Source organism: Stenotrophomonas sp. SAM-B, assembly GCF_013387485.1.
Lineage (GTDB): Bacteria > Pseudomonadota > Gammaproteobacteria > Xanthomonadales > Xanthomonadaceae > Stenotrophomonas > Stenotrophomonas maltophilia_AA.
Window position 1 is genome coordinate 284336 of sequence record NZ_JABBXB010000002.1, and the last position, 12889, is coordinate 297224.

A 12889-nucleotide genomic window follows, 5' to 3' on the forward strand; every position below is an offset into this window, starting at 1 on the left:
AAGGCGAACCGTGCCCGCCATGATGGCCGCCGCAGAGCACCCTCAGGGCTGCGTCATCAGGTACCGCGCGACGGCATCGAAAGCGGGCAGGGTGGTCGGGTCATTCGCGCTGTTGCCGGCGACCGGGTGCGAGCCGAACCGCGCGATCACCACCCGTGCGGTGGGATCGATGTAGAGGGCCTGGCCATGCACGCCGCGCGCCATGTAGGCGCCGTGGTCGTTGTGCGAGATCCACCACATGCCGCGATAGCTCCAGCCCGGCAGCTGTGCATACCCGGCCTTGGCGAAGGCCTGCGTGTTGCCGCCCGCGCGGATGCGGGCGATCGCGGCGGCGGGTACGACGGACTGGCCACCCACCTTGCCGTCATCGAGCAGCAGCTGGCCGACCCGGGCGAGATCGCGCAGGCCGGCATTGAAGCCACCGCCTGCGAACGGCGTGCCGGTGGAGTCCACGGTGTAATACGCATCCTGCTCGGCGCCGAGACGTTGCCAGATCCGCGACTGCAGCAGCTGCGCGACCGACTTGCCGGTACGGCGGGCGATGATCCAGCCCAGGGCATCGGTGTTGATCGTCTTGTAGCCGAACGCTTCGCCGTGGCGGCCCTGCTTCTGCACGGTCTGCAGGTAATCGTAGTAGCTGCGCGGCCCGGTGTAGCCGGCGGGCGGGGGCAGGGTGCTGCCGGCGGCGGAGTACTGCCAGACCTCGGCATCGGGGTCGGCGTAGTCTTCGCTGTAGCGCAGCGCCGTGGTCATCTCCAGCACCTGCTTGACCGTGGCGTCGCCGAAGGCGCTGTCCTTGAGCTCGGGAATGATCGCGCCGACGCGCTCGGTTTCATCGATCACGCCCTCGGCCACCAGCATTTCGCCGAGCAGCCCGGTGATCGATTTGGTGACGGACATCGCGCCATGCTGGCCATGTTCGTCCAGGCAGCCGCTGTAGCGTTCGTAGACCACCACGCCGTCATGCAGCACGACGATGCCGTCGGTGTAATTGGCCGGCAGTGACTGGGCCCAGGTCATGCGGGTGCTGCTGCCGAGCGGCGTGAACGACAGCGCGTCGATCGCGTCATCCAGCCGACGCGGCAGCGCACGGGCCGCGCCGGCACCGCGGCTGACGCCGACGGTGGGCATCAACTGGCGGAAATGGCAGGCCGTCCAGCGCAGCTTGGGGAAGCTGAAATAGTCGTCGTCGGTGTAGCGGATGCGCTTGTCTTCCGGCGGCGGCGCGCCCTGCATCCAGCCCAGCAGCTTCGGATCGGACGCCTCCGCCGACAGCGGTGGTGCGGTCGGCGGCGCCGGGGCAGCGGCGGCGGCGCCCGGCAGGGCAAGCACGGCCACCAGTGCCGCGGCAAGGCGCGTGCGCGATGCCGCAAAGGCTGCGCGCACGCCGGACACGGTGATGCGGGGACGTGGAACGGGCATGGTGCACTCCTTGCTGATGCGCAGTACGTCTGCGCCACCAAGGGTACTGCACCGCAAACGAAGACGGCGCCATCGGCGCCGTCCGTGACGTGCCCTGCCGGGGCAGGGCGCGCGATGCCGTTACGGGCTGCCGGGGTTGCCCTGCGGCACCGGATCCGGCGTGGCCGACTCGGCCGAGGGCAGGGACAGCGCCGGATCCAGCTGCTGCGCCTGCAGCGTCTGGATGCGCTGGTTGAGCGCGTCCAGTTCGCTGTGGGTGCTGCGCAGGTCGGTGCTCAGGCTGACGGCCTGCTGCTTGGCCTGTTCCAGCGAGGCGCTGACCTGCAACGACTGCTGGCGCTGCAGCTCGGCTTCCTGCTGCAGGCTGCGCAGCCGCTCTGCGTTGTAGGCGACCAGGTTTTCGGTGTAACGCTTGCCGGCCTGCAGGCGGGTGGTGTCGATATACACCTGGGCCAGCTGTTCGGTCTGTTCGACGAACGTGCGGTAGACCTTCTCGGCGTTGTCGACCGAATCGGTCTTGATCACGCGCCAGAAGTCTTTCTCGTGGAACAGCGCCACGTAATAGTTCAGCGTGCTGGTATTGAACAGCAGGCTGGCGCCGTAGGCACCGTTGTAGGTCGTGCGCAGCTCGGTCAGCTGTTTGGAGTCGACCAGCTGGCGCAGTTCGTCCACGGTATTGCGGACCACCGGCGCCGGGCGCGGTGTGGCCTCCGCGGCCGGCTCGGCACGCGGTGCGCGCGCGGCCAGGGCCTGCGGTACGACGGACAACGTCAGCAGCAACACGATTCCACCGGTCAACGCGTGCGTGACGATGGAACCTACCCCTTTTCTCTCTCGCATATTCTGGCCATCCACGAATGGATTATCGGTGAAGTTGAGTCCCCGCCGGAGTCTAGCACGCACAATCGCGTGGTCCGCACTTCACCTCGGCGTCAATAAACCAACTGTGCCGGGGTGCACTGGATGGACTGCATGTGTACGTCGGTCCGGCCCAGCTCCAGCCCGAGTATCTGCGCCAGCGTCTGCGAGAGCAGGATGCCGACGCCATTGAGCAGCGGCTTCAGGGTTTCCAGGACGGGGGTCAGGGCCAGGCACAGCAGGCCGCTGCAGCGGACCTGGTCGCTGCCCGGATCGGTGACGCCGGTGCCGCCGCCCAGGTCCTGCAGGCCGCCGGGCCGGGTCTGCAGATAGGAGGCGAGATTGGATTTGACGCAGTTGTTGTAGTTGAGCAGGGTGCCGACCAGGCTGTTGCAGCGGTTGACGACCAGTCCGCCGAGCAGCGAGCCGAGCAGGCCGCTGAGTGCGCCCATCCCTTCGCCGGTGACGGTGGCGTTGTACCCGTCCCAGACGGAGCCGGTTTCAAAACAGGTATCGAGGTTCAATATTCCACATGCGCGCGGCACGCCATTGGGCACATCCCAATCACCGAGCGCACCGATGCCAAGCGCCGGGTTGCCATGGCGCAGCAGCTCGATGGTTTTCTTGGCATCGTAGAATCCATTGCCCGGATTGGCGGCCTTGAGATACTGGTCCGCCAACCGGTTGGCGGTGGCGGCATCGGTGCTGCCCTGCTTGCCCGGCGTGACCACGTTCCCCAGCACGCGCAGCAGTTCGCTCACCAGGCCGGAAACGGCCGAGCCGACCTGGGCCTGGTTGAAGCGGGTGGAGGCGGTTTCCCCGGCAGCCAGCGTGACGCGTTCATCGTGTGCGAGGGCATTGAGGGAGATCTTGTCGGTGACCAGCGGCGCGCCCAGCAGGGTCAGCAGCTGCTCGTTCTGCAGCCCGGTGTCGCAGACGTTGCGCTGGGAGAACTGATTGGCCGCATCGACGCGGCCGACACAGGCGCGCAGCAGCGAGGACTGCACCCGCACCGTGGCGGTGGGCGGGGTTGCGCCGCAATTGAGCGCCTCCAGCGTCCCCATCGCGTTGGTCACGTCGGCGTAGATCGGCAGGTTGAGGCGGATGCCCAGTCCGCTCAGCACCGGGCCGAGCACGGCCAGGCCGGCGGTATCGATATCGATCTTCAGCCGGACCTGCGCGTTGTAGGCGCGTGTGCCGACGCCGCCGATGGCGATGGAGGGCGGCTCGATGATCGCCGCGCGGGTCTGCACCAGGCCCAGGATGTTGAGGTTGTTCACCGCGACGCCATTGCCGCCGCTGGCGATACTGATGCTGGTGGTGATCAGGTCCAGCGCGTTGACGTCGGCCTGCAGCGCTGGCGATGCAGGGCCTTCGGGCGCCACGATCCGCGCGAACAGGCCGCCCGTGGCATCGGTGCTGCCGAGTTGCACGTTGAGCTGGTTGAGATCGATCCTTGCCGCGAGCGCGTTGCGTAGTGCGGTCAGGTCCACGTTGGCGACACCGCTGCTGGTCAGCACCGTGGCCGTGGCGTCCAGCAGTTGCCCGAGCGATACGCGGTTCGCGGCGAGAAGCGCGTTGAATTCGGCGATGCCGATGTTGGCATCGACCGGAATGCCCAGTGCCTGCAGCAGGCCGCCCGGGGTGACCCTGGCCTGCGCCAACCCGTCATAGCCGAGCAGGGTGGTCTGGTCCAGATTGACGCCGACCAGACTGAGTACGTTGCCCAGCGGCGTCGTGCCATTGACCCGCAGCAGCTGCGAGCCCACCGAGAACACGGCGATCGGTGGCGCGCGGGTCGCCACCGCCTGCGCGCGGACCGTGGGCAGGCGCGTGTTCTGGCCGAAGAACGGCACGACCGGGCGGGTCGCCACGATCTTGACGGCATTGAGCGGGTTTGCCGCGTCCAGCGTCATGCTGAAGTGGTCGCCGGTGCCGCGCGTCGGGTTCCAGTTGCCGCACTGGATCGCCAGGGTGCCGGAAAATCCATTGTCCTGTTCCGCATTGCTGCGGGCGGCGCTGTTGTCGCCGCGGTCGGCGCTGCACAGGTCCAGCCGCTGCGCGCCGGCCATCGAGGCCAGGTCGACCACCTTCTGCGCATCGCGCTTGGCCCAGTACAGATAGCCCACTTCGACCAGGCCGAGCATGCCGACCAGGCCGAGCAGGACCAGCATCATGGTGACCGACATCCCGCCGCGCAGCCGCCGGCGGGACGGCGGGGATACGCGGGCGCTGGACTGGTGCATGGCCTTGCCCTCCTTAGTTGGTGTCGCTGACGTCCTTCTTGACGCTGGTCTTGAGGAACTCGGGAATCTCGTGCTCGAAGCTCTTGAGGTAACGCGCGTAGCTGGCGGTCGCCTGGTCACCGAGGATCGGCAGGCGCGGCCCGGCATGGGTGCCCGCGGCCTGCATGCGCAGCAGGTCGCGGGTGGTCTGGCCGATCTCGGTGCGCGGCGGCGGTACAGGGGGAACGTAACGCTCGGCCGGCACGCCCGCGGCATGGCCAGGTGCGCGCGCCACGTCAGCGGAATCGGGCTGGAGGGGCGCCGCGGCAGGCAGCGCAGTGACGGTGACGGGCGGGACATCCTGCCCGCCCAGCATCTGTCCGGTCAGCGGTGCCTGCTGCGCCAGCACGGGCGGATTCCACGCCAGCAGCATCATCAGCAGGCCGACGGGCAGGAGGCAAACAGGCAGGCGACGCAGCTGGCTCATGGGGTGTTCTCGCTGGCGGGAGAGGCGGTGCTGAAGCGCTCGAGCATCGATGGCGCCAGACGCGCATCGCTGCTGGTACGGCGATCGATATCGGCGGCCACCCGGCGGGCTGCCGATGGGGTGGCGGGACGGGCGGTGGGTGCGGGCGCCGGGGCCGCTGCGGCGACGCTGGCCGGGGCGCGCTGCACCGACGGCGCGGGCGTGGCCTGTTGGCGCAGCTGTTCCGCCAGCCGGCGCACTTCGGCTTGGGCGCTGTCGGTCAAGCGCGCGTTGCGCATGATCGTCTCGGCCATCTCGTTCTGGCCACGCAGCAGGGCCCACACCGCCAGATTGGCGTTGGCCTTGGCGCTGCCGGGGGACAGCTCGGCGGCCTTGGCCAGCGGTTCCTGCGCCCGGGCCCAGTCGCCGGCGCGCAGCCGGGCGAAGCCAAGATCGCCCAGGTAGCCCGTATTCAACGGTTGCAGCTGCACGGCCTTCGCCAGTGCCTGTTCCGCGCGCACCGCGTCGCCGTCGCGGGCCGCGACCAGACCCAGTCCGTGCCATGCCGCCGCGGCCTGCGGTCCGCTGGTGAGGCTGGCGTACATCGTCAGCGCGGCCTCGCGTTGTCCGGTTTCGCGCAGCGCATCGGCATTCAACAGCCGCAGCTGGGGACTGTCGCCATAACGCTGCCGGTAGGCATCCACGTGCGCCAGCGACGCGTAGTACGCGCCCTGCTGCTGCATCTTGGCGATCAGCTCCGCGTAGAGCTGCTTGTCGTCCTGCGGCGCCACCTCGGGCGAGGCCAACGCCATCGGGTCCTGGCGGTAGCCGTTGCGCATGTTCGAACAGGCGGCGCAGAGTGCTGTCGCGGCGAGCAGCAGGCAGAGGCGGGATAGCACGGCGTGGCGCATGGCGTTCAATCCAGTTTGGTCAGGGCGGAGGCGAGGGCGATGATGGCCGGACCGGCCAGCACCAGCATCAACGCCGGCAACAACGTCAACATCATCACGACGGTCATCTTCACCGAGAGCTTGCCGACCTTCTCCTTGAGGGTGGAACGGCGCTGTTCGCGCAGCCGGATGCTGAACTGGCGCAACGGCTCCTGCACGGCGCCGCCATGGGCATGCACCTGCAGGATCAGCTGCACCAGGCTGCGCAGATCCTCGTCATCGAACGATTCGCTCAGCCGGCGCAGCGACTGCTCGCGGCTGCGCCCATGCATGTAGGCGATGTTGGCCTGGTGGATCTCGCGGCCCAGCACCGGGATGGCGTTGCGCAGCTTGTCGCCCAGCGTCTGCAGGCTCTGGTCCATGCTGAAACCCACCCCCTGCAGCAGCCGCAGCAGATCGATCAGCAGGGGCAGCTCGGCGGAGACCTGCTTGCGCAGGCGCATCGCCCAGGCACGCAAGGCGAACTTGGGCAGCAGGATGCCGAACGCCAGCGCGCCGAAGATCGCCATCGCGCGGCTGAACCCGGTGCTGTGGTTGAAGGCCAGCACCAGGACCAGTGTGGCGACCGCGATCAACAGGCGCAGGCCGAGGAAGATCGCGGTGCCGGCCTGGGTGTTCCAACCCGCCTGATCGAGCAGCAGCCGATCTTCCGGCGCGAGCAGGGCGGCTTCGATGCGCCCGCCATTGAAGCGCTGGCCGAACCCCGCGATTCCGGTGAGCCAGCGCTGGCGCAGGCTGACCGGGGGTTGCGCGGGCGGGGACGGTGAGCCCGGCACGTCGCGCGGACGCAGGGCGGCCTGCAGCGTCTCCTGGTTGCGCTGTTCGCGGCCACTCAGGACCCAGCCGCGCACCCCGAGCAGGGCCACGCCCGCGGCGAGCACCAACAGCGTGGCGATCCACCAGCCGCTACTGGTCATGGTGACCTCCGGTGGCCGGGAAGGGCAGGCGGGCGCTCATAGGGATTTGGCCAGGCGGTACAGCAGGAAGCCGCCGATCAGTTCCAGCCCCAGCGCCCACAGCAGCAGCTTGTGGCCGAGTGGCTCGTGGTTGATCGGCTGGAAGAAGTCGGGGCTGGTGATCGCCATCAGGACGGCGCTGATCGGCGGCAGCAGGCCGAGCACCCAGGCCGACATGCGGGTCTCGGAAGTGGTGGCCATCAGCTCCTGCTGGGCCTGGTCCAGATCGCGCATGAAATCGGCCATGCGCTGCAGGATCTGGTCGGCACGGCCGCCGATGCGCACGCTGACGCCGAGCACGACCGACAGCACGTTCAGGGCCTCGAGCCGATAGGGCTGGGCCGCCTGTGCCAGGGCACGGTCCAGGTCCAGTCCGCTGCGGGTGTAGGACAGGGTGGCATCGAGCAGGCCACGCAGCGGCATCGGCATCTGCGCGGCCGAGGTCTGGAACGCCATCTGCAGGCTGTTGCCGAGCCCAGCCAGGCGCACCAGGTTGTCGAGGAAGTCCGGCAGCTGGCGCAGCAGTTTGGCCTGCAGCCGGTTGATCCGGCGCGATACCCAGAACCAGGCCGCCAAGGCACTGAGCACCAGCACGACCGGGGCGGCCCACGCGGTGCCGAGCCGCGCACTGGCGATCCACGCCAGCAACGCAGCGGCGGCGGCGATCAGCAACGGCACCCGCCAGCCGGTCGGCAGGGCGGCGCGTTGCATCAGCGCATCCCAGGGCAGGCCGGTGGGCGCGGTGGTCACCGGCATCGGCGCGGGGCTGTCGCTGATGCCGGCCAGGCGCGGTGACGTGTCCGGCCGTGCCAGCCGCTGCTCGGCATGCTGCAGCGACAGCCGGCGCTGCTCGCGCGCAGCCGCGCCGCCCCACAGCTCCACGGCCAGGGCCACCAGCACCAGCGCCGCACTGCACAGGAGCAGGACGAAGGCCATGCTCAGAAGCCTCCGCCCAGCGCTTCGCGCAGCTGCCGGCGGAACGGCTCGAGCTTGTGCGAATGCGGTTGGAAGCCCAGCCCGACCCAGCGATCCTGTTCCTTGCCGTCGGCATCGATCTGTACTTCGTGACGGAACATCTCCTGGGTCGCGATCATGTTGTCGGTGACACCGGTGATTTCCGTGATCGAGATCAGTACCCGGCGGCCGCTGCCCAGGCGGGAGATCTGCACGATGAAATCGATGGCGCTGGCGATCTGCCGGCGCAAGCTGTCCTCGCTGCCCTGGAAACCAGCGAACCCGGCCAGCATCTCGATGCGGTAGAGGCAGTCGCGCGGCGAGTTGGCGTGGATGGTGGCCATTGAGCCGTCATGGCCGGTGTTCATTGCCTGCAGCATTTCCAGCACTTCGGCGCCACGCACTTCGCCGACCACGATCCGGTCCGGGCGCATGCGCAGGCTGTTGCGGACCAGGTCGCGGATGCTGATCGCGCCGTTGCCGTCCGCGCCGCCGATCCGACTTTCCAGGCGCACCACGTGCGGGTGGTTGAGCGAGAGCTCGGCGGTGTCTTCGACGGTGATCACGCGCTCGTTGGCCGGAATGTAGTTCGCCAGTGCATTGAGCAGCGAGGTCTTGCCCGAACTGGTGCCGCCCGACACCAGGATGTTGCAGCGCCCCAGCACCATCGCGTGCAGCAGCGCCTGCATCGGCCGGTCGAAGGTGCCCATGCGCAGCAGTTCGTCCGGGGTGAACGGGTCCTTGCGGAATTTGCGGATCGAGACCATCGGCCCATCCACGGCCAGCGGCGAGATGATGGCGTTGAGGCGGCCGCCGTTGGGCAGGCGCGCATCCACCATCGGGTTGGATTCATCCAGCCGGCGGCCGAGCGGGGCCAGGATCCGGCGCAGGATGCGCAGCAGGTGGCTGTCATCGCTGAAGCGCTGCGGCGCCCGCTTGAGCATGCCGCCCTGGGAGACGTGGATGTCCTTGTAACCGTTGATCAGGATGTCCTCGATCTCCGGATCATGCAGCAGGTCATCGAGCGGACCGAAGCCGGTGAGTTCCTTGACCAGCGCATTGGCGACGATGTCCTTCTCGGCTTCGTTGATCGGAATGCGCCATTCGTGGACGAAGCCGGCGGTCTGCGCATGCACATAGCGCGACACGGTATCCGGCGCCCACGCATCGATGTCGATGCGCTCGTCCTCGATGCTGTTGAGCAGGTGCTCATGCGCGGCGATCAACACTTTCTGGTACTGCTCGGACTGCTCGAACGGCTGCACGCCATGCTCGGCCTCGGCGGCGGCATCGCCGCGGGCGGTGGCGGTCGGGAACGGGGTCACTTTGTCTTCCATGGGGAACCACTCAGGCGAAGGGCGAGGTGTTCCCGCCAGCCCCTGGCCGGCGCGGGGGCCGTCGGATCCAGGTGCGACAACAGCGGGGCAAGGGCACGCACATACGGATCACGGGGCGCATCCTGCAGCAGCAGGCGGCCATGGCTGGCACTGGAACGCAGTGTGGGCCGATCGGGCAGCGTCGCCAACAGCGGCAGCTCGAACCGGGCGGCGATCTGCGCCGGGCTCAGTCCGCTGGCATCGTCATGCCGGTTGATGATCAGCTGCGCCCGGGCATCGCGCGCGCCGACCTGGGTGAGGTGGCGGAGCATCTGGTCCAGCGAGACCAGGGTGCCGATCGACTGGTCGGCGATCAGCCATATCTCGTCGGCACTGTTGAGCAGCGACACCGGCAACTGGCGCAGCGGGACGCCGCCGAGATCGCACAGCACGGTGTGGAAGACACTGCGCAGGCGCTGCATCAGCATGCCGGGGTCGGGCAGTGCGGCCCCTTCCATGCCCGGCGGCTGGCCGAGCAGGGTGACGCCGGTGGCATGGTGGGCCATCGCGGTACGCGCCAGCGTGGCATCGATGCGTCCGGCGTTACGCAGCGCATCGTCGAAATGGAAGCTGGGGTCCACATTGAGGTACAGCGTCAGATCGCCGGTGGGTTGCCCCAGGTCGAGCAGCAACGTGCCCGTGCCGGCAGGTGCCGTTTCAGTCGGAACACCCGGGTGCGCCGTCGTGGCCTGCTGCGCAAGCACGCCCAGATGCGCGGCCAGCGTGCTGCCGCCCACGCCGGGGCGTACCCCGAGCAGCAGCACCATGCGCGCGCGTGCCGGTGGCGCGACCGGGACGGCGCCGCGGCCCTGCACGCCCAGCGACGCGGCGCGGCGCAGCACGGCCTCCATGTCCTGTGGTGCGCTGTCCAGATCGAGCAGGTCGCGCAACCCGGCGCGCAGCGCGGCCACCACGCCGTCCATGTGCTCGGCCTGGGTCGAGCCCACCGCTACCAGCGGCAGCTCGGGCGCCTGCGCCTGCAGCTGGCGGGTCAGGGCCGCGGAAAACGCCGCGTGCTCATGCCGGTAGTCCAGCAGCACCACGCAGCCGGTATCGCGCAGCGGTTCCAGCGCCGACGCCGGCGCGGCGCTGTCCAGCCACTGCACCGTGCCCAGCGACGGCAGCAACGCCGAGAGCAGGGTGGCCAGTTCGCGGTCCGGCGCAAACAGCACGAGCTTCATCGAAGCATCCCGTGGTTGGACCAGTTGCAGGGTGGCGGACATGGAGGGCAGGTTCCTGGCATCGGGCTCAGCGCGAGAATCCGGGCAGCTGGTCCGAAGACGCCGGGCTCAGCAGCCAGGCCCCCCAGACCGGCAGGTTCGGCGATGCCTCGCGCTGGCCCGGCAGCGGCACTTCGGTGCCCTGGGCCAGGGGCTGCACCAGCCGTGGCGTCACGATGATGACCAGCTCCTTCTCTTCCTTCTTGTAATTCAGGGTGCGGAAGAACGAGCCGATGATCGGCAGATCGCCGAGCAGCGGCACCTTGTCCACGTTGGAGGTGACGTTGTTGCTGACCAGCCCGCCGATCACGAAGGTTTCGCCGTCGCCCAGCTCGACCGTGGTGTCCGCGCGGCGCGTGGTGATCGATGGCACCTGCACATCGTTGTAGGTGATGCCGGCGGCATAGTTGAGATCGCTTGCTTCCGGGGCGACCTTCAGCGCGATGCGGTTCGGGCCGAGCACGGTCGGGGTCACGGTCAGGCCGATGCCGAACGGCTTGAACGTCACCGTGGTGGTGCCCAGGCCCTGCGGCTCGAGGATCGGCAGCTCGCCACCGGCCAGGAAGCTCGCGCTCTGCCCGGAAAGCGCGACCAGGGTCGGCTCGGCCAGCACCCGGGCCATGCCGTTGCTCTGCAGCAGGTCGATGTTCGCATCCCACCCATGGGTGAGGGATTTGAACACCAACCCGAATGCGGACGAGAGCGGGTTGGTGATGATGACGTCGTCGGGGCCGGCCGATTCGCCGGCGGGCAACAGGCCCGGCAGGATGGAACCCGGGCGGGTGATGCCGTAGTAGAAACCGTTGTTGCCGTTGAAGTTCTTGTTGCCGAAGCTCATGCCGATCTGGCGCAGCACCGACTTGTTGAACTCGACGATCTTCACCTCGACCTGGACCACGCCACCGCTGGCGATGGTGGAGATGTCGGCGAGCTGGCCGTCCTTGCCCACCGCCATCGCGGCGGCTTTCACGCTGCTCTGGTGCTCCAGCAGCGACGGGCTCAGGCCCTGCAGCAGGCCCTGGCCGTCCTGCACGATCAGGCCGGTGCCGCCACCCTGCGCGCTGACGGCGCCCTGCACCGCGCTTCGCACCTCGACCTGTAGACGCTCCGGCTCGCGGCTGCCGTTGCGCCACAACAGCAACGTGGTGCTGCCCGGCGCCTTGCCGACCAGCAGTGCCTCACGGCCGCGCAGCATCACCACGTCGGCCACGCTGGGATCGGCGATGGCCACACGCTCCAGGTTGGCCGGCAGTGACCACGGCCGCTGTTCGCGCGTCTGCAGCACCAGCTCTGCCTCGGCGCTGGCCAGCAGCGGGCTGCCGATCAGCACGCCGACCAGCAGGCAGCGTGGCAAAACGTGGGAGAGACGGCGCGCGAGGGTGGGGCGTTCGGTCATGGGCTGTCTCGGCATGGGTTTAGCGCGACCCGCTATGGGAGGAAATGTCGCCACGGATGATTTCGATGCCGCGGTCCGCGCGCGGCGTGGCGCGGCGGGGGGCGCTGCTCGGTAGCGGCAGTGCGGCGGCCGTACTGCGTCCCCGGCCGGCCAATGCATCGGTGTCGATGCCGGCATAGGCGTCGTTCTCCGGGCGCTGCAGGGCCAGGCGCTCGTCGGCGGAGAGCTCTCGGCGCGGGCTGAGCACGCGGTTGGGCGTCGGGAACAGCGCCTGGTCCGGCAGCCCGATGTCGGCCGGGTTGCGCAGCGCCAGGAACAGCTTGCCCTGCTGGGCGCCGAGCAGCAGTCGGTTCGCTTCGGCGACCGGCACGGCCAGCACCGCGCTGCGTGCCGGGGCCGTGCTGCCCTCGCTGCGGGAGCCGCCCGCCGAACTGCTCCCGCCGGTGATGTCCTGTGCGCGGCTGTCGGCGGGCGGCGGCTCGCTGCCATCGGCCGGCACCGTGGCCACGCTCTGTACGTCATGCGCGCCATAGCTGAGCACGCGCAGGCGCGACAGCAGCAGCCGGGTCTGTGCATCGCCGTCATCGCGCAACCCACCGGAGGCGCGCAGGTTGAGGAAGACGTCGACGAAATCGCCGGGCTGGATGCGGTTGCCGGCGGCGACCAGTTCGTCCACCGGTACGGCGAGCGCACGCTCGCCGGGGTTCAGGCGCAACGAAAAGCCCTGTGCGATCTGTGTCGTCTGGATCTGGCTGCCGGCCGGGATGTCCTGGGTCGGCACCGCGCCGACCAGCGCGTCGATCGAGGTGTAGGCGCCAGTGGGGCGTTGAGGATGCCCCGTGACGCGCAGGTCCTCGGCCGTGATCGGGCGTCCGGCCGGCAACGCGCCGACCGCCTCGACCACCGGCCAGGTCGTCGGTTGTGCCGGTGCGTTCGCCGTCGCCGGCGTCCCGGGGGGCGTCTGGCTGGCGCGACGGCTTACGCCGAAGGCGACGATCGCGAGGATCACCGCCAGGCCGATCAACAGGATCGCGGCGATGCGGGTCAACTTGAGCATGCTGTTCTC

The 12889-nt window shown here is 69.0% G+C and carries 11 protein-coding genes; all 11 read right to left on the bottom strand.

Going from position 1 to position 12889, the window contains the following annotated elements:
* Nucleotides 1–42: 42 nt before the first annotated feature.
* Nucleotides 43–1422, bottom strand: coding sequence for a serine hydrolase (locus HH110_RS05560; protein WP_176988731.1), 1380 nt, complete (start codon nt 1420–1422; stop codon nt 43–45).
* A 120-nt stretch (nt 1423–1542) separates the two neighbouring features.
* Nucleotides 1543–2262 carry a DUF2968 domain-containing protein gene (locus tag HH110_RS05565; protein WP_176988732.1) on the bottom strand — a complete coding sequence of 240 codons (720 nt, stop codon included), beginning with the start codon at nt 2260–2262 and terminating at the stop codon, nt 1543–1545.
* Between the two features lie 92 nt (nt 2263–2354).
* The gene (locus HH110_RS05570; RefSeq protein WP_176988733.1) at nt 2355–4526 is read right to left on the bottom strand and encodes a TadG family pilus assembly protein; all 2172 of its coding nucleotides are present in this window, start codon (nt 4524–4526) and stop codon (nt 2355–2357) included.
* Nucleotides 4527–4539: 13 nt separating this feature from the next.
* Nucleotides 4540–4992 (bottom strand): DUF3613 domain-containing protein, encoded by a 453-nt coding sequence (locus HH110_RS05575; RefSeq protein WP_176988734.1) that lies wholly within the window; start codon nt 4990–4992, stop codon nt 4540–4542.
* A complete protein-coding gene (locus tag HH110_RS05580; protein ID WP_176988735.1) occupies nt 4989–5882 on the bottom strand; it encodes a Flp pilus assembly protein TadD in 894 nt (297 codons plus the stop codon). Before HH110_RS05580 ends, HH110_RS05575 begins: the two co-directional genes overlap by 4 nt.
* A gap of 5 nt (nt 5883–5887) precedes the next feature.
* A complete protein-coding gene (locus HH110_RS05585; protein WP_176988736.1) occupies nt 5888–6838 on the bottom strand; it encodes a type II secretion system F family protein in 951 nt (316 codons plus the stop codon).
* Nucleotides 6839–6874: 36 nt separating this feature from the next.
* Nucleotides 6875–7813, bottom strand: a complete 939-nt coding sequence (locus HH110_RS05590; RefSeq protein ID WP_176988737.1) for a type II secretion system F family protein — start codon at nt 7811–7813, stop codon at nt 6875–6877.
* A 2-nt stretch (nt 7814–7815) separates the two neighbouring features.
* Nucleotides 7816–9168, bottom strand: a complete 1353-nt coding sequence (locus HH110_RS05595; RefSeq protein ID WP_176988738.1) for a CpaF family protein — start codon at nt 9166–9168, stop codon at nt 7816–7818.
* Nucleotides 9153–10430, bottom strand: coding sequence for a fimbrial protein (locus HH110_RS05600; RefSeq protein ID WP_241696420.1), 1278 nt, complete (start codon nt 10428–10430; stop codon nt 9153–9155). The genes HH110_RS05595 and HH110_RS05600 overlap by 16 nt, the downstream gene beginning before the upstream one ends.
* A gap of 25 nt (nt 10431–10455) precedes the next feature.
* Nucleotides 10456–11823 carry a type II and III secretion system protein family protein gene (locus HH110_RS05605; RefSeq protein WP_176988739.1) on the bottom strand — a complete coding sequence of 456 codons (1368 nt, stop codon included), beginning with the start codon at nt 11821–11823 and terminating at the stop codon, nt 10456–10458.
* Nucleotides 11824–11842: 19 nt separating this feature from the next.
* The gene (cpaB, locus tag HH110_RS05610; protein WP_176988740.1) at nt 11843–12880 is read right to left on the bottom strand and encodes a Flp pilus assembly protein CpaB; all 1038 of its coding nucleotides are present in this window, start codon (nt 12878–12880) and stop codon (nt 11843–11845) included.
* Between the last annotated feature and the right edge of the window lie 9 nt (nt 12881–12889).